We start from the raw sequence: 25,070 nt of genomic DNA on the forward strand, positions 1-25,070 counted from the left end.
ACGCCGTGACGCGGCCCGACCGTGACCCTTTCGGAACCCGGGAAGGGCAACCGCGCGGCCCGGCCCGCACGTCGAACCGGCAGCACGGCTCACGTCGCGACACACCTGGGGGATCATCCATGCCGAACCGAACCCGACCCCGCCACGCCTGCGCGGCCGTCCTGATCGGCGCCGCGCTGGCCCTCGCCGGGTGCTCCGCCGGCGAGGACGGCGGTACGTCCGCGAGCGCCGACCGGGCGGCCGCGCCCGAGGCGGCCCGGGGCGACGCGGGCACCGGGCCCGGGTCGGCCCCCGGCGGCGCCGGCGGCGCGAAGGCGGCCAGGGCGGCCGCGGGGCAGCAGCACGTCATCAGGACCGCGGAGCTGTCGGTCGAGGTGGCGGACGCGGACCGGGCCCTGGCCCGCGCCCGGGACGCCGCGGCGAAGGCGGGCGGGCACGTCGCGGACGAGTCGACGCAGCGCCGGCAGGGCCCCGACGGGGCCGACGGGCTGAGGTCGAGGATCGTGCTGCGCGTCCCGCAGGCGGCGTACGAGCAGGTGCTGGGCGAGCTGAGCGGCACCGGCCGGCTGCTGTCCCGCAAGGCGGAGGCGAAGGACGTCACCGACCAGGTGGTGGACGTGGGGAGCCGCGTCGCCACGCAGCGGGCCAGCGTCGAGCGGGTCCGCGAGCTGATGGACCAGGCCACGCGGTTGAGCGACGTGGTGACGCTGGAGCAGGAGTTGAGCACCCGCCAGGCGGCGTTGGAGTCGCTCCTCGCCCAGCAGGCGGCCCTCGAGGACCGTACGGCGCTGGCCACGATCACTCTGGAGCTCTCGGAGCGGCAGGCCGCCGAGAAGCCGGCGGAGAAGGACGACCCGGGTCCGCTGGACGCCCTGGAGGGCGGTTGGGGCGCGCTGGCCGCGACGGCGAAGTGGGTGGTGATCGTCCTGGCGGCGCTGGCCCCGTGGCTGGCGGTCGCGGCCCTGCTGTACGCCCTGTGGCGGGTGTCCGGCCGTCCGTGGCGGGCCCGCGGGGCGGCCCGGCGACCCGCCCCCGCTGTGTGGCCCGCCCCGGGGCACGGGCCCCGGCCGGCGTACGCCCCCGCGCAGGCCCCGGTGCCGGCCCAGGGCCCGACGCCGGCCGCCGCTCCCGCTCCGGCGTCCGGCGCGGACAGGGCGGACCGCACGGACCGCACTGACCGCACGGCCTCCGGCCCGGCCGCGGCCCCCGGTGCGGGCCCGGCCCCCGGCACCGGCACCGGCCCGTCCGGCCGCCCCGCCGCGGGTACGGACGCCGCCGCGGGTACGGACCCCGCCGCGGGTATGGACCCCGCCACCGGTACGGACGCCGGTCGGCCGGGAGCGGGCCGCGGCGGGGACTGAACGGCCCCGAACCCGTAGCGTGTTCCGCATGGGACCCATGGGACGACGGCAGCGGTTGGTGGTGGTCGGGGGCGACGCGGCGGGGATGTCCGCAGCTTCGCAGGCCCGGCGGTCGAAGGGGGTCGACGACCTGGAGATCGTCGCGTTCGAGCGCGGCGGCTTCTCGTCGTACTCGGCCTGCGGCATCCCGTACTGGGTCGGCGGCGACGTGGACGGGCCGGACCGGCTCGTCGCCCGCACCCCGCAGGAGCACCGCGCCCGCGACATCGACCTGCGGATGCGGACCGAGGTCGTCGGACTCGACCTCGACGGGCGGTGCGTACGGGCCCGGGACCTCGGCTCCGGGGAGGAGTACTGGACCGCCTACGACCGGCTGGTGCTCGCCACCGGCGCGCGACCGGTGCGCCCGCCGCTGCCGGGCATCGACGCGCCGGGCGTGCACGGCGTGCAGACCCTCGGCGACGGCCAGGCCCTGCTGGACACCCTGGCCGCGACGCCCGGGCGGCGCGCGGTCGTGGTGGGCGCCGGGTACATCGGCGTGGAGATGGCCGAGGCGCTGCTCAAGCGGGGCTACGAGGTGACCGTCCTCAACCGGGGCGAGCAGCCCATGGCGACCCTGGACCCGGACATGGGCCGGCTGGTGCACGAGGCCATGCGGGGCATGGGCATCGACGTCGTCGCCGGCGCCGAGGTCACCGCCGTCCGCACCGGGCCGGACGGGCGGGTGCGGGCGGTGGAGGTCGGGGACGCCGCGTACCCGGCCGACGTCGTCGTGCTCGGCATCGGCGTCGAGCCGGAGACGTCCCTGGCCCGCGCGGCGGGACTGCCGCTCGGCGCGTACGGCGGGCTGCTGACCGACCTGTCGATGCGGGTGCGCGGCCGCGAGGACGTGTGGGCGGGCGGCGACTGCGTGGAGGTGCTGGACCTGGTCTCCGGCCGGGAGCGGCACATCCCGCTCGGCACGCACGCCAACAAGCAGGGCCAGGTGATCGGGTCGAACGTGGGCGGCGGCTACGGCACCTTCCCCGGCGTGGTCGGCACGGCGGTGAGCAAGGTCTGCTCCCTGGAGATCGCCCGCACGGGCCTGCGCGAACGCGACGCCGACGAGGTGGGGCTGCGGTACGTGGCGGTGACGGTCGAGTCCACGAGCCGCGCGGGCTACTACCCGGACGCGGCGCCGATGACGGTGAAGATGCTGGCCGAACTGCGCACGGGACGGCTGCTGGGCACCCAGATCGTCGGCCGGGAGGGCGCGGGCAAGCGCGTGGACATCGCGGCGGTCGCGCTCACGGCGGGGATGACCGTGGAACAGGTCGCGGCTCTCGACCTGGGGTACGCGCCGCCGTTCTCCCCCGTGTGGGACCCCGTCCAGGTCGCCGCCCGCAAGGCCGTCGCCGCGGTCCGGGAGGCCGGCTGAGGCCGCCGGCGTCCGCGGTCGCCCGGGGGTGACCCGTGCGCGGGAGGCCGGCCCGCGCGGGGAGGCCCGTACGCGGGTCGGCCCCGTGCGGGAGGTCAGCGGGTGGCCTCGCCCGCCACCAGTTCCGAGACCTTCACGAAGCGGTAGCCCTTCGCGCGGAGTTCGGGGACGATCCGCCGGATCGCCGCCTCCGTGACCGGGGCCGCGCTGCGGGTGCAGTGGAGCACCACGACCGAGCCCGGACGTACGCCGGCCAGCACCTGGTCGGCCACCGCGTCCGCGTCGGAGGCGAACGCGTCGCCGCCCACCACGTCCCACTGGACGGCGGTGACCTTCGTCGGCGCCAGCGCCCGCAGCGCGGCCTCGTCGTGGCAGCCGCCCGGGAAGCGGAAGTACGGCACGACGTTGCGGGCGCCCGCCGCGCGGAACGCCGCGAACGCCTTCCGCACGTCCGCCGCCATCTCCTCGGCCGGCAGCCGGGGCAGGCCGTAGCAGGGGGAGCGGAAGGCGTGGTGGCTGTAGGAGTGGTTGGCGATCTCGAAGCGCGGGTCGGTGCCGATCGACCGCGCCTGGTCCGGGTACTCCTCCGCCCAGCGGCCCGTCATGAAGACCGTGGCGTCCACCCCCAGGCGGCGCAGGGTGGCGATGAGGGCCGGGTTGTCGAACCGCTCGCCGCGCGCCGCACGCGGGCCCTGGTCGGCGGTCATGTCGGCGTCGAAGGTGAGGGCGACGGTCCGGTCCGCGGCCCGGCCGCCGGCCCCCGAGCCGCCGCGCCCGGCGCCCGCGCCGCCCGCGCCGTCGGTCCGGCGCTCGAACACCGGGGTCAGGCCGCCGGGTCCCGGCGCCAGGGTGGGCGGTGTGCGGGGAGCCGGGGCGGTCGCCGGGCGCGGGGGCGCGGAGGGGGAGGAGCCGCCGGCCGCGGCCGGCCGGTCGGCCGGGCCGGCCGCGGGCGGCGTCCCGCAGCCGGCCGCCAGGGCGCACAGCACCGCCAGTACGGACGTGTGCCGCGTGCGCCGCACCACCGGAGTACGCCGATCACGCCGCAGACGCGCAATACGCCGAGCAGAAAATGTCACTATCGGAAAGTAACCGATCTTTTGCGCGACACCGGACACGTGCCCCTCTGTGTCGGCGTGCGGCGCCACCGGGCGGCGGAACGATTCGGCACCCGGCGGTCGGCGAACGGCTCAGCGCCAGGGGCCGGTCACGGCGAAGGTCGTGCCGGGCGCGTAGCAGTTCACGTACATCGTCCGGCCGTCCGGCGAGAAGGTGACGCCGGCGAACTCCCCGTACGCCGGGTCGTCGGCCGTGCCGGTGTTCTGGGCGTTGCGGGCCATCGCGTAGAGCTCGCCCCGCCGCGTCAGCCCGTACACGTGCTGGGCCCCGTCGCCGTCCTCGCAGACCATCAGGCCGCCGCCCGGCGCGAGGCAGATGTTGTCGGGCGACTCGCCCGGCAGCTCCGCGCCGGTGCCCGGCCCGAAGGCCACGACGAGCGTGAGGCGCCCGAGGTCCGGGTCGTACCGCCACACCTGGCCGTGGTGGTCGGCCGCCGAACCCTGCGCGGCGCGCGCGAAGCTGGAGACGAAGTAGACCGACCGACCGCCCCAGTAGCACCCCTCCAGCTTCTGGGCGTGCGTGATGCCGCGCGGCCCGAAGTCCTGCAGCCGGATGGGCGTCCGCCGGGCCTGGGAGTCGGGCACGGGCACCCACTCCACGCCGTCGAAGCGGGTGCCCGGCTCGCGCACCGCGGACAGGTCCGGCACGTCCGGCACGCGCATGGCCTGGAGGGTCCCGCCCGCGCGCAGCGAACCGGGGCCGCCCAGCGGCCGGTGCGGCAGGAACCGGTAGAAGAGCCCGAACGGCCGGTCGAAGGCGTCCTCCGTCTCGTAGACGGCGCCGTCGCGCGGGTCGACGGCGACCGCCTCGTGCGCGAAGCGCCCCATCGCGGTGAGGGGGACCGCCCCGGAGCGGCGCGGGTCGGCGGGGTCGACCTCGAAGACGAAGCCGTGGTCCTTGCCGTACCCGCCGGTGCCGGCCCGGGCCTCGGTCTCCTCGCAGGTGAGCCAGGTGCGCCAGGGCGTCGGGCCGCCGGCGCAGTTGACGGCCGTGCCGGCGAGGGCGACGCGCTCGCCCGCGACGGAGCCGCGCCGGTCGAGGGTGAGGGCCGTGCAGCCGCCCCGGGCCGCCGGGTCGTACGTCAACCCGGCGACGGCCGGGACGCCGAGGGCGGCCGACGCGCCGTTCTCGTGGTTGCGGACCAGGTGGACGCGGCCCTGGCGGCCCGCGAAGGCGCCCATGCCGTCGTGCCGGCCGGGGACCGCGCCCTCCCCGGAGCGCAGCGGCCGGCCCTCCACGGAGAGCACCCGGTAGCGGAAGCCGCGCGGGAGGTCGAGGAGCCCGGCGGGGTCGCGGACCAGCGGCCCGTACCCGTGGTGCCCGGTGTGGGCGGTGGCGGCGGCCGTGCCGGCGAAGAGTTCGGCGAGCGCGCCGCTGAAGGCGATGCCGGCGAGCGCGGTACCGGTGCGGGCGAGGAGGTGACGTCGTGTTGCGGACATGGCGACTCCCTGCTGGCGGACAGGAACACGGACGTGACGGATCCGCACACGTGTATCACGCAGTGTGGTGGGAGGTGAACCGTGTGGACGGTGTGGCTTCGTCACGGGGCCGCCGGGCCGGACCCGCCACGGGAACCGCCGCCGCGGGGCGGCCCCGTCCGTCCCCGGCCGCCGCGCCGGGGTCCGACCGTAGTACGGCTGCGGCCACCACCCCGCCGGGGTGGTGGCCGCAGCCGTACTACGGTCGTCGCCTCAGCCGGCGAGCGCCGCCGACAGGGTGATCGTCGTGCCCGCGAGCGCCTGGCTGACGGGGCAGCCCGCCTTGGCGTCCTCCGCGGCCTTGGTGAACGCGGCCTCGTCCATGCCGGGCACCTCGCCCTCGACGGTGAGGTGCACGCCCGTGATGCCCTTGCCGGGCTGGAACGTGACGTCGGCCTTCGTGGTCAGCCGGGTCGGCGGCGTGCCGGCCTTGGTGAGGGCGCCGGACAGAGCCATGGAGAAGCAGCTGGAGTGCGCGGCGGCGATGAGCTCCTCGGGGCTCGTCATGCCGTTCGGCTCCTCGGAGCGCGCCGGCCAGGAGACCGGGTAGGAGCCGATGCCGGAGGAGTCGAGGGTCACGGTGCCCGTGCCCTCGGCGAGGTCGCCCTCCCAGACGGTGTGCGCGTGACGCGTGGTGGCCATGCCGGGTTCCCTTCCGGCGCCGTACGGCACCAGGACGGTGGAGGCTTACGGCCCCCAACCTACTGCGTGGTCAGCCCCTTGGCGTCCCTGGCCAACGCGGTGAGCCGCGAGATCGCCCGGAAGTACTTCTTCCGGTACCCGCCGTTCAACATCTCGTCGCTGAACAGCCGGTCGAAGGGCAGGCCGGACGCGAGGACCGGTATCTCCCGGTCGTACAGCCGGTCCGCGAGGACCACCAGGCGCAGGGCGGTCGACTGGTCGGGCACGGCCGTCACCCCGGTGAGGCAGACCGCCGCCACGTCCTCCGTGAGCGCCCCGTACCGGCTGGGGTGGACCCGCGCCAGGTGCTCCAGCAGCGCGGGGAAGCGGTCCAGGGAGGCGCCGGGCGTCGTGCGCGCGACCCGGGTGACCTCCTCGTCCGCGTACGGCGCAGGCGCCTCGGGCAGCCCGCGGTGGCGGTAGTCCTCGCCGTCGATGCGCAGCGGGCGGAAGTGCGCCGACAGCCCCTGGATCTCACGGAGGAAGTCGGCGGAGGCGAACCGGCCCTCGCCGAGCTTGCCGGGCAGGGTGTTGGAGGTGGCGGCGAGCGCCACGCCCGCCTCGACGAGCCTGCCGAGCAGCGTCGAGACCAGCACCGTGTCACCCGGGTCGTCCAGCTCGAACTCGTCGATGCACAGGAGCCGGTGGCCGCTGAGCGTGCGCACCGTCTGCTGGAAGCCGAGCGCGCCGACGAGGTTCGTCAGCTCCACGAACGTGCCGAACGCCTTCAGGGCGGGCTCGGCGGGGGTGGCGTGCCACAGCGAGGCCAGCAGGTGCGTCTTCCCGACGCCGTACCCGCCGTCGAGGTACACGCCGCGCGGGCCGGCGGGCGCGGCCGGCCTGCGGGAGAACCAGCGGCGCCGGCCCGTGCCGGTCGCGTGCGCCCCGCCGAGCCCCTCGGCGAAGGCGGCGAGCACCTCGACCGCCTGGGTCTGGCTCGGCTGGTTCGGGTCCGGGATGTAGGTGTCGAAGCGCACCCCGTCGAAGCGCGGCGGCGGCACCATCTCCGCGACCAGGCGGTCGGCGGGGACGTGCGGCTCGCGCGCGCACAGGGACAGCGGGACCGCTTCGGTCAGGGCACTCGTCGACACGCTCCCCACTGTAAGCGCCGTGCCAGACTGCTCCGCATGCGACGCCTCTTCCCTGTGACCGACCAGACACCACCCGTCCCCGCCGGACCCGCCGCAGGGTCCGCCGTCGCCGCCGGACCCACCGGGCCCGTCGCCGCCGGGTCCCCGGTCGAGGAGCGCGAGTGGTCCCTGGACGAGCTGGCGGAGGCGTACGCCCACCCGTCCGCCGCCGCGGGCGGCACCGCCTGGCTGCGGGCGAACATGGTCTCCTCCCTGGACGGCGCCGCCCAGCACGACGGGCGCTCGCAGCCGATCTCCTCCGCCGCCGACATGCGGATCTTCGGTACCCTGCGCGGGCTCGCCGACGTCGTCGTGGTGGGCGCCGAGACCGTGCGCCTGGAGGGGTACCGGCCGGCCCGCGCACGGGACGCCTTCGCCGCCCGGCGCGCCGCCGCCGGGCAGGGGCCCGCCCCGGCCGTCGCCGTGGTGAGCGCCTCCCTCGACCTGGACTTCACGCTGCCGCTGTTCACCGCGCCGCTCGTGCCGACGCTGCTGCTGACGGGCGCCGCCGCCCCCGCCGACCGGATGGCGCGGGCCCGGGAGGCCGGCGTGGAGGTGGTCGTCGCGGGCGACGGGGCGGGGGCGGAGCCCGCCCGGATCGTGGCGGAGCTGGCCGCGCGGGGACTGACGCGGCAGCTCACCGAGGGCGGTCCGCGGCTGCTGGGGCAGTTCGTCGCCGCCGGGGTACTCGACGAGCTGTGCCTCACCGTCTCGCCGACCCTCACCGCGGGGGACGCCCAGCGGATCGCGGGCGGGCCGTCCCTGGCCGTGCCCGCGCGGTTCGCGCTGGCGTCCCTGCTGGAGGAGGAGGGTTTCCTCTTCACCCGCTACCGGCGGCGGGGCTGATCCGACCATGGTTGTGAATTAACCGTTCCGGTTACCTCCCGCTGGGCACACTTAACATCTCAGGCCCCGTGAGGGCACGGGGAAGGATGGTTTCCGCAGAAGGGCTCCGAAGGTGTTCACAAGCGTTCTGATGATCGAGAAACCGCTGTCCGCCACGGACGTGGACTTCGTCACGACCCTGCACGGGGACGAGGACGTCTCGTTCATCGTGCTCATGCAGCCCCGCGGCGACCAGGCCGACGCCCTGCTGCGCGCCATCGACGACGTCGCCGTCGGCGCCATCGGGGACGCCGCCAAGGAGGGCGAGGAACCCTCCGGCGCGGAGGCCCGGGGGCCCGCGGAGACGGCCCTGGAACTGTCGGTGCAGGCCCTGCGCACCGCCGGCTGCGAGGCCGTGGGCCAGGTCGTCGCGGACCACCCCCTGGACAAGATGAAGGCCGTCGTGGAGGAGGCGCACGCCGACGAGGTGATCGTGCTGACCGCGCCCCACTACGTGGAGGAGTTCTTCCACCGGGACTGGGCCTCCCGGGCGCGCCACAAGGTCGGCGTACCGGTGCTCAAGCTGTTCGCGCACAACGAATAGGCTGGGCCCCCACGTACGACACACCCCCGGGGAGAGATCCGCATGGCACCCGCCATCCCTGCCGCAATGGAACGGCCGCACTTCATCGGCATCGGCGGCGCCGGAATGTCGGGCATCGCGAAGATCCTCGCCCAGCGCGGGGCCAAGGTCGCCGGCAGCGACGCGCGCGAGTCCGAGACCGCCGCGTCGCTGCGCGCCCTCGGCGCGACCGTCCACATCGGCCACGCCGCGCACCACCTGGCCGACGACGCCAGCTGCGTCGTCGTCTCCAGCGCCATCCGCGCCGACAACCCGGAGCTGGCCCGCGCGCGGCAGCTGGCCGTCCCGGTCGTCCACCGCTCGGACGCCCTCGCCGCGCTCATGCGGGACCTGCGCCCGATCGCCGTCGCCGGCACCCACGGCAAGACGACCACGACCTCGATGCTGGCCGTCGCCCTGACGGAGCTGGGCCTCGACCCGTCGTACGCCATCGGCGGCGACCTCGCCGGCCCCGGCACCAACGCCCGGCACGGCGAGGGCGAGCTGTTCGTCGCCGAGGCCGACGAGAGCGACCGCAGCTTCCAGAAGTACGACCCCGAGGTCGCCCTCGTCCTCAACGTGGAGCTCGACCACCACGCGAACTACGCCTCCCTCGAGGAGATCCACGAGTCCTTCGAGGCGTTCGTCGCCCGCGTCCGCCCCGGCGGCACCCTGGTGGTCGGCGAGCACCCGGGCGCCCGGCAGCTGGCCGAGCGCGTCGCGGGCCGCCCGGAGCTGGAGGTCCTGCGGGTCGGCGAGGACGAGGGCGCCGACGCGTGGATCCGGCGCGTCACCCCCCACGGCATGACGAGCGAGGTGACCGTCGTCCTCGACGGCGCCGAGCACACCTTCACGGTCTCCGTCCCCGGCCGGCACTACGCCCACAACGCCGCCGCCGCCCTCGCCGCCGGCGCCCGCGCGGGCATCGACCCGGCGGAGCTGGCGCAGGCCCTCACCGCCTACACCGGCGTCGGCCGCCGCCTCCAGCTCAAGGGCGAGGCCGCGGGCGTGCAGGTCGTCGACTCCTACGCCCACCACCCCACCGAGATGACCGCCGACCTGGAGGCGATGCGCGCGGCGGCCGGCACCGGGCGGCGCCTCCTGGTGGTCTTCCAGCCGCACCTGTTCTCCCGCACCCAGGAGCTCGGCACGGAGATGGGCCGGGCCCTCGCCCTCGCGGACGCCTCCCTCGTCCTGGACATCTACCCGGCCCGCGAGGACCCGGTCCCCGGGGTGACCAGCGCCCTGATCACCGACGCGGCCACCGCGGCGGGCGCCGCCGTCACGCCGGTCCACGACATGGCGGCCGTGCCCGACCTGGTCGCGGGAATGGCGCGCCCCGGCGACCTCGTTCTCACCATGGGCGCCGGCGACGTCACGGACCTCGGCCCGAGGATCCTGGACCGCCTGGCCGAGTGACGCGGGCCGAGTGACGCGGGCCGGGCGGCGCGGGCCGAGTGATCCGAGCCGCCGAGTGGTCCGAGCCGAGTGACCTGAGCCGAGTGACCCGAGCCGAGGGAGCTGAGACACCATGCCGTACGAGGTCGACAAGCCGGACGAGCAGTGGCGCGCCGAGCTGAGCCCGCAGGAGTACCACGTCCTGCGCGAGGCCGGCACGGAACCCGCCTTCACCGGCGAGTACACCGACACGAAGACCAAGGGCGTCTACTCCTGCCGCGCCTGCGGGGCGGAGCTGTTCACCTCGGAGACCAAGTTCGCGTCCCACTGCGGCTGGCCGTCCTTCTACGACCCGAAGGACGGCGCCGCCGTCGAACTCGTGGAGGACCGCGCGTACGGCATGGTCCGCACCGAGGTGCGCTGCGCCCGGTGCGGCTCGCACCTGGGGCACGTCTTCGAGGGCGAGGGCTACCCGACCCCGACCGACCAGCGGTACTGCATCAACTCCGTCTCGCTGCGGCTGGAGTCGGACGAGGACTGACACCCGCCCTCACGGGGCCCGGCGCGGGGGCGCGCGCCTCCCGCCGCCGGCGGTCGGGTCAGCCGTGCGCCGCCGCGCCCGGCCGGGCCGGGAGGCCGCCCGCCGCCGGCACCTCCTCCACGGGCCCCGCCTCCGCCCGCCCCACGCCCCACGCCTCCGCCGCTCGGACCGCCGCGGCGGCCTGCGCCCGCCCCATCGCCCCCCAGCCCAGCAGGTCCACCGCCTGGTGCGGCGTGACGAGCAGACGGGCGTAGCGGATGTCCAGCGCCGGGTCGATGCCCGAGGGGCCCATCGAGGTCAGCGGGGCGGCGAAGCGGGTCCTGGCCACCGGGCGGCCGTCGTGGGCGTCCGGCAGGTACCCCAGGTACACCGGTTCGCCGGTGGTCACCGTCGCCTCCTCCCCGGCCTCCCGCACCAGCGCCGCCGCCGGTGACGCGTCCCGCGGCTCGATCGTCCCGCCCGGCAGCTCCGCGTGGCCGTCGCGCGGGTCGACGAGCACCAGCACCCGCCCGTCGGGCGAGAAGAGCCACCCCCACGCCTGACGCGGCGTCAACTCGTCCGGTACGGGCTCCTCCTCGTGCCAGGGCAGCTCCTGGGCCGTCCGCGGCCGCCCGAAGAGCCCCAGCCGGTCCAGGACCGGGACCTGCCCGGCGGGCCGGCCCTCCTCCAGCACCACCGGGCCCGTGCCGGCCACCCGCGCCCGCAGCGCGGCCAGCATCCGCCGCCCCTCGGCCGCCGGCAGCAGCCCGGCGGCCACGGCGGGCTCGACGCACGTGAACGGCGCCTTCACCGCGGCGACTCCGGCCGCGTCGAGGCTGCCGCCGTCGACGACGAGCCGCCCCTCGCACCCGGCCGCCACCCGGTCGAAGGCGAGGACCGGCCGCGCGGGCACGGTGCCGCAGGGCAGGGACAGGGCGCAGCCGCAGGACGGCAGCCCCCACGGGCCGCCCCCGCCCGCGGGCCGCACCAGCAGCGGCCGGGCGCGTTCGTCGGTGACCAGCACACCGACGGTCGACCGCAGGACGGACGGGGGATGGGGGGTCTGGGACACGGGCCGGCTCCAGGGTCTCGTCGTGGCACCCGGCCGCCGGACCGGCGGCCGGACGCGCCCCCCTGCGGTACGAGCGCGGCGGGTGCGGCGCGGTGCGGTGCGGCGGGGGCGCGGTGGGATGGCGTGTGGTGTGGTGCGGCGGGGGCGCGGTGGGATGGCGTGCGGTGTGGTGCGGCGGGGGTGCGGTGCGGCCAAGATCGTAACGCCGCAGGGGAGTTGACGGAACGGCCCCCGACACCTCCCGGGCCCGCCCGCACACCCCCGGACCCTGGCATCTTGATGCAGTGGCACCTTACGGCCACAAGAGCGCTCTGGAGAGTCGCCGCGTGGCCGTGCCATTTTGAACGGGCGGCTGCCGGGTGAATTCCCGGGGGACGGCACACGAAGTCCCGTCGCCGCCGAACGCACCCACTGTCGCGCCAATGTCTTGGACGAACGAGGACCATCCATGTCGACCAGATTCATCGCTGCTCTCGCCTGCTCCACGGCCGCGTGCGTCGCCGTGCTGATCGTCGACCCGCTTAAGCGGACCGATGAGTTCCAGGCGTCTTCCGTCGCGAATGTCGTGGAGAACTCAGAGGACAGCTGGGGCTGGGACTGAAACACCGAACGGGGGAACGCCTGATGGAAGACCGGGAACGACTGGCCGCGGACCTCGCGGAGCTGCCCCGGCTGTACGCCGAGATGGAGTACCTCATGGGGCCGGTCGCCACCGGCCCCACGCAGCGGGTCAGCGGCACCCGGAGCACCGACCGAGTCTTCGACGAGGCCGCCGCGGCGGCGCGCTCCGCCGTCGTCGGCGTGCTCGCCTCCTGGGCCGGGGTGGCGGTCGAGACCTACGGGTCGCCCTTGCCCGAGCGCCGGGTGCCCGAACTCGCCGCGTTCCTCGCCCGTCACCTGGACCTGCTCGCGGGTCACCCGGCCGCCGCCGACATGGCCGGGGAGATCGCGCAGGTCACCGACGGGGCGAGGCGGATCGTCCGACCGGACGGGGTCCGCCGGGTCCGGGTCGGCGCCTGCGTGCGGGACGGGTGCGGGAGCGAGGTCGTCGTCACCACCGGCGGCTCCGACGGGCGGGCCCGGGAGGTCCGCTGCCGCGCCGGCCACGTGTGGCAGCCGCACGAGTGGTTGGACCTGCGCGGCCGGATGGCCGCCGGACAGCCCGCGCGAGACGCCCGCCGGACGCTGCCGACCCGGCTCGCCGCCGTCGCCGTCGGGGTCTCCGAGGCGACCGTGCGCAAGTGGGCCAGCCGCGGCAAGCTCACCCGCCACGGCACCGCGACCCGCGCCGAATACGACCTCGAAGAATTGACCCTGCTCGCCGCCGGATAACGTACGGCGGTATTCCGCACAGCCGAATTCGCGCATGAACCGACGACTGTTCATGCGCGAATTCGGCATGCCCGCATTCGCATGGAAAGCGATTGTGGATCATGTTTGACAAGGGCGTGGACGGGTGTCACGCTGGGTCCAGCGGAAGAAGTGTCGGAATTTACGGACCGGCCCGCCTCGAACTCCTCATATCGGCACCGCCGGTGCGGTCGACCGCCGAGGCGCATTTCTCCGGATCAGCATCGGATCGCCGATTGGGTACGGTCATGGCTCTGGACTCGGACGACGCCACCCTGAAATCCCTGGAGGAAATCGACCGGGCGCGGGCCGCCTGGGAGGACCGCCCCCGCCACGCCTCGCAGGACGCCGCCTACCGCGCGTTCGTCGAGGAACTCCGCAGGGACGTCCCGTTCTACCGGGACGCGGGCGCGGAACTGCCCCTGACGGACCGGGCGGTGCACCAGGAGAACGGCGAGCGGTTCCGCTCGCCGCACGTCCCGGCGGCGTACCGCCTCTCTTCCAGCGGGACCACCGGGAAGCCGCTCGAAGTGACGCTCGACGACGCCGCCTGGTACACCGTCAATTACCGCTTCTTCGCACAGGTCCTGGAGGTCGCCGGGCTCTCCGCCGACATCTTCCGGCGCGGAGAGCCCGCCGTCGTCTTCGTCAGCAACAAACCCGGCCGGAGCAGTTTCGTCCGCCCGCTGCCACCGCTCGGCAACGGGCTGTATGTACGCCTCCAACTCGGCGGCGCCGACGTCCTGCGGCTGTTCTCCCGGCTCCGCGCGCCGGTGCTCTACGGGAAGCCGACGTACCTGCTGGACCTGCGCGCCGCCCTCCTGGGGCAGGGCGCCGCCGCACCGCCCTGGACGCCCCGGCTGCTGCTCGTCAGCGGCGAGCCCCTGCACGCCGACGACCGGCGGCGCCTCACCGACTACTTCCGGGCGCCCGTCGTGGACGCCCTGGCGTCCACCGAGGGCGGCCTCGTCGCCGCCACCGAGCCCGACGCGTCCACGTACCGCGTCATCGGCGAGAACGTGCGCCTGGAGGTCCGGGACGAGCACGGCGCGGTGCGCCCCGACGGCGCGGGCGAGCTGGTGCTGACCAACCTCGTCAACCGCGGCACCTTCGTCGCCCGCTACCTCACCGGCGACCACGCCGAACTGGCCACCGCGGCCGACGGCACCCAGCGGCTGCTGCGACTGCGCGGGCGCGAGCCGGGGACCCTCCGGTTCCGCACAGCGCGGCTGCCCGCCGAGGCGGTGACCGCGGCCGTCGGCCACCTGCCCGGCCTCGGCGACTTCCAGGTCGACCTGCGCGACCCGGACCGGACCGTGCTGCGCTGGGCCCCCGACCCGGGCTGCCCCGACGAGGACGCCCTGCGCGTGGAGCTGCGCGCCGCCGTGGACCGGCTGCTCCCGGGCGAGGAGCCGGTGCTGGAGCGCCACGAGCGGATCACCCCGCCCGGCGGCAAGAAGCGGCGCTTCCTGACCGCCGCGCCCGCGTGATCCCGCCCGTCCCCGGACCGGGCACCGACGCCACCGACCCCACCCACACCCGGCGGAAGCGACCGACCCCATGACGCGAGACCTGACCTGGACGGGCAACCACTTCCTGGACCCCGCCGCCCACACCGGCCGGCTGCTCCGCGCGGCCGAGTCCATCGACATCACCAACAAGGACGAGGTGTGGAGCCGGCAGGTGGCCGCGGCCGCCGCCGCCCACTTCGGCGTTCCCGCCGACTTCGTGCGGGTCGGCGCCGGCGCCACCCAGCTCATCGACACCCTGCTGCGCAGCGCCTACCGCGGGCTGGTGGTGGACGTGACCCCCAACTTCCACCTCACCGCGACCGTCGCCCGCCAGCAGGGCTGGGAGTACCAGGCCGTCCCGGTGCGCGAACCCGGGGAGCTGCTCCCCGCGCTGGAGCCCCACCTCGGGCGCGACGACGCGATCACCGTGCTGTGCTCGCCGCGCAACCCGCTCGGCTACCAGTTCCCGGTGGAGGACGTCGCCGCGCTGCTCCAGCGGGCGCGGGGCCTGGTCGTCCTCGACGAGGTGTACGCGGACTTCGCCCCGGCGACCGTGCTGCCCCTGGTCGAGCGCTTTCCGAACCTGGTCGTCATGCGCACCTTCTCCAAGGCGTGGGGCCTGGCGAACCTGCGCATCGGGTTCGCCGTCTCCGCCTCCTTCGCCCGTGAGGACTTCCCGTTCTGGCTCATGCCGAACAGCGTCTCCGGCGTCGCCCAGCGCACCGCGCTCGGCCTGCTCGCCGACCCGGAGCCGGTGCGCGAGAGCGTCCGCCGCATGCACGCGTGCCGCGAGCGGCTCGTCGCCGGGCTGAGCGGGGTCGAGGGGATGCGCGTGTGGCCGTCGGACGCCAACTACGTCTGCGTGGAGACCCCCCGGGCCGCCGAGGTCGTCGAGGAGCTGGGCCACGCCGGGTACCGGACGCGGCTCGTCCACGACCTGCGCGGCTACCCGGCGGACTGGCCCGCCGGCGTGCGGATCGTCGTCCCGCCGGAGCCCGACGTGGAACGCGTCGTCAAGGGCGTCCTCCACGCCCACCAGGGGCCCGGGGCCGCGCCGGCGCCGGCGGACCGGTGAGCGCCGCCGACGGACCGGCGGACCGCGCCGCCGGCCCGGCCGTCGGGGGCCCGGCCCCCGGCAACCGCGCAGCCGCCGGTCCGGCCACCGACAATCCGGCGGCCGGCGGCGCGGGGCGGACCGACGGGCCGCCCTCGCTCAGCGCCGACGGCCGCCACGCGGCCTGGCTCTCCGCCGGCGACGGCGCCACCCGCCTCGTACTCCACGACCTCGCCGCCCGGCGGGAGCACGGCCGCTCGGACGTCGGCGCCGCCCGCTGCCGCGCCTTCACCTGGTCGCACCTGCCCGGCGTCGGCCTCGCCCTCTCCGACCCGGACGGTTCCGAGAACTGGACGCTCTTCCGCGTCGACGTCGCGGACGGCACCTGGACGCCGCTCGGCACGCCGGGGCAGCGCACCCGCCTGGCCGGGCTCAGCCCGCAGCGCCCCGAGGACGTGCTGCTCGCCGCGGAGGGGCGCGAACCCGGCCGCTTCGACCACCACCTGGTCTCGCTGCGCACCGGCGCCCGGACGGAGGTGCTCCGCGACCGCGGCTACGCGGCCGTCTACGCCGACGGCTCCCTGCGCCCCCGGCTGACCGAGACCGTCGGCGACGACGGCTCACGCGACCTGTGGCACGGCGAGCCCGCCGAGGGCCGGCCGTTCCTGCACGTCCCGCACGAGTCGGCGCTGACGGTGCGGTTCCTCGCCTTCTCGCCCGACGGGGACACCGCGTACTTCGTCCTGCCCGACGGCCCCGACGGCGTCCGCCTCACCGCCCTCGCCTGCCGGGACGGGGCCCCCGCGCGCGAGCTGCGCACCGAACACCGGGTGCGCGGCGGGGACATCCCGGACGTCCTGTTCGAGCCCGGCACCGGCCGCCCGGGGATCGTGCAGACCGAACGCGAGCGCCGCACCTGCGTCGCCCTGGACCCCCGATGGGCCCCCGTACTCGACGGCCTGCGCACGCGCCTGGGCACCGAGCCCGTCGTCACCGAACGCCGCGGCGGACGGTGGCTGGTGGCCGTGCACCGCCCCGAGCACGACACGCACTGGTACGTCCACGAGCCGGCCGGCGGCGCCACCTGGCGCCTCGGCGCGGCACGGCCCGGCACCCCGCCCTCGCCCGTCACCTGCCGCGCCGTCGGCGTGCCGCTGCGCGGCGGCGGCGAGGCCGTCACCTACGTCACCCGCGGCCCGGCACGCGGAGACGGGGAGGGCGACGGGCCGGGCCCCGCCGTACTGCTCGTGCACGGCGGGCCCTGGCGGCGCAGCCGCTGGGAGTACGCCGAGCGGCGCACCTGGCTCGCCGAGCAGGGCTGCACCGTGATCGAGCCGAACTTCCGCGGCTCCACCGGCTTCGGCCCGGCCTGGACCAACGCCGCCGACCGGCAGTGGGGCCTGGCCATGCAGGACGACCTGGAGGACGCCCTCGACTGGGCGGTCGCCGAGGGCGTCGCCGACCCCGACCGGCTCGCCCTGGTCGGCGGCAGCTACGGCGGGTACGCGGTGCTCCAGATGGCGGCCACGACCCGCCGGGAGCTGCGCTGCGTGGTGGCGACCTCGCCCCTCACCGACCTGGTGCGCTTCCTGGAGGAACCTCCCGCCTTCTGGCGGACCGCCGCGCCCATGCTGCACCGCCGCGTCGGGGACCCCGCCGACCCCGCCCAGCGGGCGGCGCTGCGGGCCGTGTCGCCGGTGGAGAACGCGGCCGGGGTGCGCTGCCCCGTCCTGCTCGTCCACGGCGCCAACGACAGCCGCGTCCCGGCCGAGATGGCCACCCGGATGTTCATGGCGCTGGCCCGCGCGGGCAAGGACGCGACCCTCGCGCTCTTCCCCGACGAGGGGCACGAGGTCGTCACCACCGGCAACCGGGCCGCGCTCCACGCCGTGACCGCCGCCCACCTCGCCACGCACCTGTTCGACCGCCCGCCCACCGCCGACGCCGGCCCGCCCGACGACACCACCCTCAAGCTCTTCGACACACCCCACGCGGCGCGCCGCAAGGCGGCGTCCGCGCCCGATCCTGGAGACGTCCATGGCACTGCACTTCACGCGCAGTAACGCGCTGCTGCTCCTGACCCCGAAGACGGGCAGCACGTGGATCCGCAGGAAGGTCAGGGAACTCGGCCTGGAGGTCGCCGAGGTCGGCGACCCGGCGATGCGCGAGCACGACCTCCTCGCCGACTTCGACCGCTCCCGCTACGGCCTCGTCGGCGCCTTCGTCCGCGACCCGCTGGAGTGGTACCGCTCCTACTGGTCCTACCGGATGGAGAAGGGCTGGCGGCCCCAGTATCCGCTCGACGAGCACTGCGAGAGCGACGACTTCGAGACGTTCGTGCGGCGGGCCGTGACCGTCCTGCCGGGCGCCCTCGGGAACATCTACGCCTCCTACGTCGGCACCCCGCAGGACGAGGTGGACTTCGTCGGCCGGCAGGAGGACCTGGCCGCCGACTTCGCGCGTTTCCTGAAGCTCGCCGGCGAGGAGTTCGACGCCTCCGTCCTCGCCGAGGGCGACCGGATCAACGCCACCAGCATCCGCCCCGACTACCCGGAGGAGCTCAAGGAGCTCATCACCCTCTCCGAGTGGGAGACGATGGAGCGCTTCGGCTACCTCGACGCCCGGCCCGATCCGATCGGCCTCGCCGAGATGCGCGCCCGCTACCCCGAGGACGCCGGCGACCTGCGGCTGCTGTCGCTGTGGACCGAGAAGATCCACTGGGCGCCGGACGACGTCAAGCGCGCCGCGGGCCGCCCGGTGCGCCCCGAGACCCGCCACGCCCGCGTCCACAGCAACTTCGCGCTCTTCGCGCAGCACAAGAAGCAGGACCCGCGGTACGCCGGGACCCGCTACCGCGAGGCGCTGCGCCTCGACCCGGCCCACCCGCGCACGCTGTGCAACTACGCCCTGTACGTCGCGGAGCACGAGGGCGACACGGCCGGCGCCCGCGCGCTGATGCTGCGGGCGCTGTCGGGCCGCCCCAACCACCCGTACACCCTCGGCAAGCTGGCGAAGCTGACCGCCGAGCGGCTCGACGACCCCGCCCTCGCGGAGGTCCTCTACCGGCAGAGCCTCGCCGCCAACGCCGACCAGCGGGAGCTGCGCGCCGAGTTCGCCCGGTTCCTCGCGGGCCTCGGCAAGACCGACGAGGCGGTGGCCCTGCTCGCGGAGGAGGCCGAGAGCCCCCGGGCCGACCGGCTCACCCTGCTCACCCACGCCTCGGTCCTGGCCCGCGCGGGCCGGATCACCGAGGCGCGCCGCTTCCAGCAGCTCGCCGCCACCGCCTGAGCCCCGCCCGAGCACCGAAAAGGAGAACGACGATGACGATCACGGAGGACCGGCTGGCCCGGACCGTCCAGGACGAGTCCGTGTCCGCCGCCGGCCGGACGGTCGAGCAGACCGTCGCCGAGGCCCGCGAGGTCGTCGGGCGGAACAGGATCTGCCTGGTCCGCGACTTCCCGCTGGACCCCGACCGCTACCTGGAGTTCCTCGGCGCCTTCGGCGAGCCGCTGCGCAACTACTCCTCGCTCAGCGAGCTGGCGAAGACCGACCCGCACCCGCAGATCAACCGGGTCAAGTACAAGAAGAAGCCCGAGGGCGCCCAGTCCGTCCACTACGTCGCCGGCGGGCTGCGGCCGCACTCGGCCCGCTCCTGGTGCACGCCCCGCCCGGCGTTCTTCGCCATGCTCATGGTGGAGCCCGGCTGGCGGGAGGTCCCGGCGGGGGAGCGCGGCGAGTCGGTCGTCGTCTCCTGGTACGACCTGTTCACACGGCTCGCCGAGCGCGACGGCGCCGTGTTCGAGGAGCACTTCGAGCGGCTGGCGGGCACGCCGATCACCTTCCGGGCCAACAACGTGCGGGAGGAGCTGAGCGACCTGCCGCTGCTCTACCCGCTGGACGACTCCCGCGGGCGGTACGACGTGGGCGTCCGGCTCAAGCAGGACCTGCGCGACAAGATCGCGGGCATCGAGGACCAGCTCCCCGACGCCGGCGCCTACCGGAAGTCCCTGGACTACCTGCTGGACGCCAGCGTCGAGGACGGGCTGTTCTCGTGCTTCCCGATGGAGCGCGGCGACCTGCTGCTGCTGGACAACCACCGGTTCGCGCACGGCCGCCAGAAGATCGTCGGCGAGTACGAGGTCGACGGCGAGGCGCGGACCAACAACCGCGAGCTGTGGAGCGTCACGGTCCGCTGACCGGGGCGAACACCGTCACACGCAGAAGGAGAAGCACATGGACAACCCCGTCCCCACCACCCCGGACGAGGGCACGGCCGCCCGGCCCGAGCAGGCCGCCCAGCCGGCACAGCCCGCACAGCCCGCACAGCCCGAGCAGTCCGAGCAGGCCGACCTGGCGGCCGTCTGCGCCGAGCTGCAGGGCGAGCTCGACGCGCTGATGGCCGGCCCCGGGACGAACGCGGCGGCGCAGTCGCTCGACACGGCCGTCTCGTCGCTGAAGGAGGTCGAGCAGCGCAACGTCTCCTCGGTGCAGCTCGTGGCGCTCGCCGACCTCTAGGCCCTGTCCCGGGTCCGGTCCTGGGCCTGCCTGGGTCCTGTCCGAGGACCTGTCCCACCGCCCCGCGCCGGGGCGGTGGCGACGCCTTCCCGCCGGGCCCCGCGGCCCGGCGGGAAGGCGGGGTCCGGCGCCGCCCCCGGCCCGTAGAATGGCGCGGGCCGAGGGTTGTACCTGGTGTTTCAGAGAAAGTCAGAGTCGTCATGTCATTGACCGGAAAGCACATTCTCTCCAGCGACCTCTTCACCCGGGACGACCTGGAGCGGCTCTTCGAACTGGCGGACGTCCTGACGCCGGTGGCCCGCGGCCGGAAGGTCACCCGGGTCCTGGAGGGCGCCGTGATGGCGAGCCTCTTCTTCGAGGCCAGCACCCGTACGCGGCTCAGCTGCGAGTCGGCTTTCCTGCGCCTGGGCGGCGGCGTGACGACGACCACCGGGGTCGAGCTGCTGTCGATCGCCAAGGGCGAGTCGCTGGCCGACACCAGCCGGGTGGTCAGCGGCTACTGCGACCTCGTCGTGATGCGCCACCCCGACGAGGCGGCCGTCCACGAGTTCGCCGACGCCACGCACGTCCCCGTCGTCAACGGCGGCAACGGCGCGGGCGAGCACCCCACGCAGGCGCTGCTCGACATGTTCACCATGCACCGCGAGTTCCACCGCCTCGGCCGCGACATCGACGGCGCCCGGATCGCCATGGTCGGCGACCTCCGCCACGGCCGGACGGTCCACTCGCTGATCAAGCTGCTTTCCCGGTACGACAAGCTGACGCTGGTCTGCGTCTCGCCCGAGGGCCTCGGCATGCCCGCCCCGCTGCTGGAGCTCGCCGCGAGCCGCGGCCACCACGTCGAGGTGAGCGACCGGCCCGAGGCCGGGCTGCGGGACGCCGACCTGGTGTACGCCACGCGCCTGCAGACCGAGCGCTTCGCCGACCTGCCCGTCCCGTACAGCGACGAGTTCCGCATCGACCGCGCGCTGATGGACCGGGTGTGCCGTCCCGACACGGTGATCATGCACCCGCTGCCCCGGGACAGCCGCCCCGCCGCGAACGACCTCGGCACGGACCTGAACACCGACCCCCGGCTGGCGATCTTCCGGCAGACCGACGCGGGCATCCCGATCCGCATGGCGCTCTTCGCCTCGGTGCTGGGCGTCGCCGACGCCGTCCGCCCCTCGCTCCGCCCGGCCACCTGGTACCGGCCGGACTTCACGGGCCCCGACGACGCGCCGTTCTACCGCAACACCGCGGTGGAGGGCATCGCCTAGCCGACGGACCGGCACAGACGGGCACAAACAGGCGCAGACGCGCAGCACGCACCACGCACACGAACGCCGAAGCGGGCCGGACACCTCCGGCCCGCTTCGGCGTTCCCGCGTCCGAGGCCGGAGGAATCCCGATGAGTGGTGAGACGCGCCGCGACAGACGCCGACGGGACTTCGCCGCCTACCGGCACCCGATCGTCGCGGTGACGATGGCGAGCACCTTCTTCCTGAAACTCGTGTCGTACCTCTGCATCCCGTTCATGACGATCTTCCTGAGCAGGAACGCCGACCTGCCGGCCCATGTGATCGGGCTGCTCGTCGGGCTCAACCAGCTCGGTTCGCTGACCGCCGGCTTCTTCAGTGGTGTCCTGGCGGACCGGATCGGGCGACGGCGGATCCTGCTCGTCGGGCTCTTCGGCACCGCGCTGGTCTTCGGGCTGCTCTTCGCGGTGGCGACGTACCTGCGGCAGTCGGCGGCCTTCCCCGTGCTGTTCGGGGTGCTGAACGTCTCGTACGGCGTGATGTCGGCGTTCTTCTGGCCGGTCACCCAGGTGGTGATGGCCGACAGCCTGTCGAAGGAGCAGCGGCCGGTGCTCTTCCGCCACCGGTACGTGCTGACCAACACGGCCGTCGCCGTCGGCCCGCCGACCGGGGCGTTCCTCGGGCTCGCCTCCGACCGGCTCGCCTTCGTCATCGCGGGCGGCTGCTACCTGCTGTTCGCGCTCGCCTACGCGTGGCTCGGCCGGGGCACGCAGTACGGCGCCCCGGTCCCGCCGCCCGCCGCGTCCGCCCCGCCGGCGGGTGCGAAGGCGGGGGACCGGCGCAGCTTCACCGGGGCGCTGCGGGTGCTCGCGGCGGACCGGGCGTTCCGCAGCCTCACCGTGTCGATGATCCTGTTCACCTTGGCGTACTGCCAGATCGAGTCGAACCTCTCGCGGATCGTCAGCACCCAGTTCGCCGACGGCGTCCGCTTCTTCGCGGTGCTGCTCACGGTCAACGCCGTGGCCGTCATCGCGCTCCAGCCGCTGGCCTCCCGGGCCGCCGAGCGGCTGGGCCCCCGGCGCACCCTCCTCGCGGGCAACGCCCTGTTCGCGGTGGTCTGCCTGCTCTTCCCGCTCACCGGCTCCGGCCGGGCGGCCCTCGTGGTGCTGATCGTGCTGATCAGCCTCGCCGAGGTGCTGGTCGTCCCCACGGTGAGCGTCGTGGTGGACGAACTCGCGCCACCCGACCTGCGCGGCACGTACTTCGGTGCGGCCACGCTCCGCAACCTCGGTCTCGGCCTCGGGCCCGCGGCCGGCGGGCTCGTGCTGACGCTGCTCCCCAGGGAGCTGCTCTTCGTCTTCATGGGGCTGTGCGCCGCCGCCGCGTGGGCCGTCATCCACTTCACCCTCAGGGAGAACGCCGGTGCGCATCCTGGTCCTGCACCAGAACCTGTTTGAACGGCTCGCCTACGAGCGGGCCATCGACCACTCCGTCCACGACGTCGTGTACGCCGGGACGCCGCAGTACCTCGCCAACATCCCGCCCCACGTGCGCTGCGGGACGTACGCCCTGGACCCGGACCGGCCCGTCGCCGACCAGCTGCGGCCGTGGCTGGCCCAGCAGCCGCCGTTCCAGCGGATCATCGCCCGGCACGAGAAGCTGATCACCCCGGCCGCCGAGCTGCGCGACGCCTTCGGCATCCCCGGCATGGGCGCCGCGACGGCGCGCAACTTCCGCGACAAGGTCACCATGAAGCGGACCCTGGAGCGGGCCGGCTTCCGCGTGCCCCGCTTCGTCCCCGCCGACGCGCTCGCCGCTCCGGGCGGGTCCGCCGCTCCGGGCGGGGCGGGCACACCCGAGGGGCCCACCGCTCCGGACGGGGCCGCCCCCGGCTGGCGCGGCCGGACCATCGCCAAGCCGCGCGACGAGGGCGGCAGCCAGGGCGTACGCCTCTTCGAGACCCTCGACGAGGCGCTCGCCTTCGTCCGCGGCACCGCCGCCGGACCCTCCGCGCGGACCGCTGACGGAGCGGGCGCGGACGGCGGTCTCGCCACCCGGTACGAGCTGGAGGAGTACGTCGAGGGCCCGATCTGGCACGTGGACGGCTTCCTCTTCAAGGGCGAGGCGGTGGTGGCCCAGGCCTCCCGCTACGTCGGCACGCCGCTGCGCTTCGAGAACGGCTCGCCCATCGGCTCCGTGCAGTTCGACCACCCGGAGCTGACGGAGTGGGCCGTGCGCTGCGTGCGGGCGCTCGGCGGCGAGACCCTCACCTTCCACCTCGAAGCGATCATGACCCCGGACGGCCCGGTCTTCATGGAGGTCGCGGCCCGCTGCGGGGGCGGGTACATCGTCGACGTCACCGAGCGGCGCACCGGCGCCCACCTGCACACCCTGGACATGGCCTCGGACGTGGACGACGCGCTCGCCGACCGCTTCCTCGCCGCGCCGGAACCGGGCCTCACGTACGGCTTCTTCCTCTTCCCCGGCCACGTCCACGGCGGCGCGGCCGTCTCCGTGCGCGGCGCCCTCCCCCTGCTGGACGACCCCGTGGTGGTGCGCCACCGGATCGCCGAGCCGGGCAGGACCACCCCGACCAGCCACTCCTACCGGCCCGAGCACCTGCCGCTGTCCGGCGTGGTCCGCGGCCCCGACCCCGACGCCCTGGTGCGGTACGTCGAACGGGTCCTGGAGCAGGTCACCGTCGAGGACGACCACCGGCTGGCCCACCGGCTGGCCGAGGAGGCCGGCGAGCTGCTGCTGAAGGTGCGGGCGGAGTCCGGCTTCGCCGACCCCGCGGCGCTCAAGGCGGCCGGCGACCGGCTGTCGCACGAGTTCCTCGCCGCGGCCCTCGCCGCGGAGCGCCCCGGCGACGCCGTCCTCTCCGAGGAGGGCAAGGCGGACGCGGCACGGCTGACCGCCGAGCGGGTGTGGATCGTCGACCCGCTGGACGGCACCCGGGAGTTCTCCGAGTCCGGCCGCGAGGACTGGGCCGTCCACGTCGCCCTGTGGGCCGGCGGCCGGCTCGCCGCGGGGGCGGTCGCCCTGCCCGCGCGGGGCGTCACGCTGTCCACCGGCACCCCGCCGCCCCCGCCGGACTCCCCGGTGGACCGGCTGCCCGTCCTCGGCAGCCGCTCCCGGCCGCCCGCCTTCCTCGCGGAGGTCGCCGGGCGGATCGGCGCCGAGCTGGTCGGCATGGGCTCGGCGGGCGCCAAGACCGCCGCCGTGATCCTCGGCGACGCCCGCGCCTACCTCCACGCGGGCGGCCAGTACGAGTGGGACTCCGCCGCCCCGGCGGCCGTCGCGCTCGCTGCCGGGCTGCACGTGTCCCGGCTGGACGGCACCCCGCCGGTCTACAACCGGGCCGACCCCTACCTGCCGGACCTGCTGGTCTGCCGGCCGCGGGACGCGGCCGCCCTCCTCGCGGCCGTCGCGGAGGCCACGACCGGCACCTGACCGGTCGTCACCGACCGGACCACACCCTCACCGAGGTCGAAGGACGATGACGGACACAGACAACAGCACATTCGAGGCGGCGCCCGCACACCCCGCAGGGCCCGCCGGACGCGGCGCGACGGTCTGGCTCACCGGGCTGCCGAGCGCCGGGAAGACCACGATCGCCCACGCGCTGGCCGAGCGCCTGCGCGCCGAGGGCGGCCGGGTCGAGGTCCTGGACGGCGACGAGATCCGCGAGTTCCTGTCGGCGGGCCTCGGCTTCGGGCGGGAGGACCGGGACACCAACGTGCGGCGGATCGGCTTCGTCGCCGAACTGCTCGCGTCGAACG

23 protein-coding genes are annotated in these 25,070 nt (G+C 75.2%); 18 read left to right on the forward strand and 5 right to left on the reverse strand.

Going from position 1 to position 25,070, the window contains the following annotated elements; all coding sequences use genetic code 11:
* Positions 1–119: 119 nt before the first annotated feature.
* Both LPA54_RS42515 and LPA54_RS29900 read left to right on the forward strand, forming a co-directional pair.
* The gene (locus LPA54_RS42515) at positions 120–1,361 is read left to right on the forward strand and encodes a DUF4349 domain-containing protein (protein WP_267487789.1); all 1,242 of its coding nucleotides are present in this window, start codon (positions 120–122) and stop codon (positions 1,359–1,361) included.
* Between the two features lie 28 nt (positions 1,362–1,389).
* Positions 1,390–2,778 (forward strand): FAD-dependent oxidoreductase, encoded by a 1,389-nt coding sequence (locus LPA54_RS29900; protein WP_228983647.1) that lies wholly within the window; start codon positions 1,390–1,392, stop codon positions 2,776–2,778.
* 95 nt (positions 2,779–2,873) lie between these two features.
* On the opposite strand, the gene LPA54_RS29905 is transcribed toward LPA54_RS29900, so the two are convergent.
* The 4 genes from LPA54_RS29905 to zapE all read right to left on the reverse strand — a co-directional run bounded on the left by LPA54_RS29905 (position 2,874) and on the right by zapE (position 7,144).
* Entirely contained in the window at positions 2,874–3,797 is a 924-nt protein-coding gene (locus tag LPA54_RS29905; RefSeq protein WP_228983648.1) for a polysaccharide deacetylase family protein, read from the reverse strand.
* A gap of 168 nt (positions 3,798–3,965) precedes the next feature.
* Positions 3,966–5,333, reverse strand: coding sequence for an alkaline phosphatase PhoX (locus tag LPA54_RS29910; RefSeq protein WP_228983649.1), 1,368 nt, complete (start codon positions 5,331–5,333; stop codon positions 3,966–3,968).
* A gap of 252 nt (positions 5,334–5,585) precedes the next feature.
* The gene (locus LPA54_RS29915) at positions 5,586–6,014 is read right to left on the reverse strand and encodes an OsmC family protein (RefSeq protein WP_228983651.1); all 429 of its coding nucleotides are present in this window, start codon (positions 6,012–6,014) and stop codon (positions 5,586–5,588) included.
* A 59-nt stretch (positions 6,015–6,073) separates the two neighbouring features.
* Positions 6,074–7,144, reverse strand: a complete 1,071-nt coding sequence (zapE, locus tag LPA54_RS29920; RefSeq protein WP_228983653.1) for a cell division protein ZapE — start codon at positions 7,142–7,144, stop codon at positions 6,074–6,076.
* Positions 7,145–7,180: 36 nt separating this feature from the next.
* Between zapE and LPA54_RS29925 the strand changes: the two genes are divergently transcribed.
* The 4 genes from LPA54_RS29925 (at position 7,181) to msrB (ending at position 10,569) form a co-directional block, all read left to right on the forward strand.
* The gene (locus tag LPA54_RS29925; protein ID WP_228983655.1) at positions 7,181–8,029 is read left to right on the forward strand and encodes a pyrimidine reductase family protein; all 849 of its coding nucleotides are present in this window, start codon (positions 7,181–7,183) and stop codon (positions 8,027–8,029) included.
* Positions 8,030–8,141: 112 nt separating this feature from the next.
* A complete protein-coding gene (locus tag LPA54_RS29930; RefSeq protein WP_228983657.1) occupies positions 8,142–8,612 on the forward strand; it encodes an indole-3-glycerol phosphate synthase in 471 nt (156 codons plus the stop codon).
* 42 nt (positions 8,613–8,654) lie between these two features.
* Positions 8,655–10,049, forward strand: a complete 1,395-nt coding sequence (gene murC / locus LPA54_RS29935; RefSeq protein WP_228983658.1) for a UDP-N-acetylmuramate--L-alanine ligase — start codon at positions 8,655–8,657, stop codon at positions 10,047–10,049.
* Positions 10,050–10,161: 112 nt separating this feature from the next.
* The gene (gene msrB, locus LPA54_RS29940; protein ID WP_228983660.1) at positions 10,162–10,569 is read left to right on the forward strand and encodes a peptide-methionine (R)-S-oxide reductase MsrB; all 408 of its coding nucleotides are present in this window, start codon (positions 10,162–10,164) and stop codon (positions 10,567–10,569) included.
* A 58-nt stretch (positions 10,570–10,627) separates the two neighbouring features.
* Here the strand turns inward: msrB and LPA54_RS42730 are convergent, their stop codons facing one another.
* The gene (locus LPA54_RS42730; protein ID WP_228983662.1) at positions 10,628–11,620 is read right to left on the reverse strand and encodes an NUDIX hydrolase; all 993 of its coding nucleotides are present in this window, start codon (positions 11,618–11,620) and stop codon (positions 10,628–10,630) included.
* Between the two features lie 448 nt (positions 11,621–12,068).
* Between LPA54_RS42730 and LPA54_RS29950 the strand changes: the two genes are divergently transcribed.
* The 12 genes from LPA54_RS29950 to LPA54_RS30005 form a co-directional block, all read left to right on the forward strand.
* A complete protein-coding gene (locus LPA54_RS29950) occupies positions 12,069–12,221 on the forward strand; it encodes a hypothetical protein (protein ID WP_228983663.1) in 153 nt (50 codons plus the stop codon).
* A gap of 23 nt (positions 12,222–12,244) precedes the next feature.
* Complete coding sequence (locus tag LPA54_RS29955) at positions 12,245–12,952, forward strand: hypothetical protein (protein WP_228983665.1); 708 nt, start codon at positions 12,245–12,247, stop codon at positions 12,950–12,952.
* Positions 12,953–13,218: 266 nt separating this feature from the next.
* A complete protein-coding gene (locus LPA54_RS29960) occupies positions 13,219–14,460 on the forward strand; it encodes an AMP-binding protein (protein ID WP_228983666.1) in 1,242 nt (413 codons plus the stop codon).
* A 70-nt stretch (positions 14,461–14,530) separates the two neighbouring features.
* The gene (locus tag LPA54_RS29965; protein ID WP_228983668.1) at positions 14,531–15,556 is read left to right on the forward strand and encodes a histidinol-phosphate transaminase; all 1,026 of its coding nucleotides are present in this window, start codon (positions 14,531–14,533) and stop codon (positions 15,554–15,556) included.
* Entirely contained in the window at positions 15,553–17,598 is a 2,046-nt protein-coding gene (locus LPA54_RS42950; protein ID WP_228983669.1) for an alpha/beta fold hydrolase, read from the forward strand. The genes LPA54_RS29965 and LPA54_RS42950 overlap by 4 nt, the downstream gene beginning before the upstream one ends.
* A complete protein-coding gene (locus tag LPA54_RS29975) occupies positions 17,573–18,823 on the forward strand; it encodes a hypothetical protein (RefSeq protein ID WP_228983675.1) in 1,251 nt (416 codons plus the stop codon). Before LPA54_RS42950 ends, LPA54_RS29975 begins: the two co-directional genes overlap by 26 nt.
* 32 nt (positions 18,824–18,855) lie before the next feature.
* Entirely contained in the window at positions 18,856–19,731 is an 876-nt protein-coding gene (locus LPA54_RS29980) for a TauD/TfdA family dioxygenase (RefSeq protein ID WP_228983677.1), read from the forward strand.
* A 37-nt stretch (positions 19,732–19,768) separates the two neighbouring features.
* Entirely contained in the window at positions 19,769–20,050 is a 282-nt protein-coding gene (locus LPA54_RS29985) for a hypothetical protein (RefSeq protein ID WP_228983679.1), read from the forward strand.
* A 200-nt stretch (positions 20,051–20,250) separates the two neighbouring features.
* Complete coding sequence (gene pyrB / locus LPA54_RS29990) at positions 20,251–21,309, forward strand: aspartate carbamoyltransferase (RefSeq protein WP_228983681.1); 1,059 nt, start codon at positions 20,251–20,253, stop codon at positions 21,307–21,309.
* A 131-nt stretch (positions 21,310–21,440) separates the two neighbouring features.
* On the forward strand, positions 21,441–22,745 hold the full coding sequence (locus LPA54_RS29995; protein WP_228983682.1) for an MFS transporter: 1,305 nt from the start codon (positions 21,441–21,443) through the stop codon (positions 22,743–22,745).
* A complete protein-coding gene (locus tag LPA54_RS30000; protein ID WP_228983684.1) occupies positions 22,711–24,741 on the forward strand; it encodes an inositol monophosphatase family protein in 2,031 nt (676 codons plus the stop codon). Before LPA54_RS29995 ends, LPA54_RS30000 begins: the two co-directional genes overlap by 35 nt.
* Positions 24,742–24,787: 46 nt before the next feature.
* On the forward strand, positions 24,788–25,070 hold a 283-nt coding region (locus LPA54_RS30005; protein ID WP_228983686.1), incomplete at its 3' end, for an adenylyl-sulfate kinase.

It is taken from the genome of Streptomyces sp. DH12, assembly GCF_020873895.1.
Taxonomy (GTDB): Bacteria; Actinomycetota; Actinomycetes; order Streptomycetales; family Streptomycetaceae; genus Streptomyces.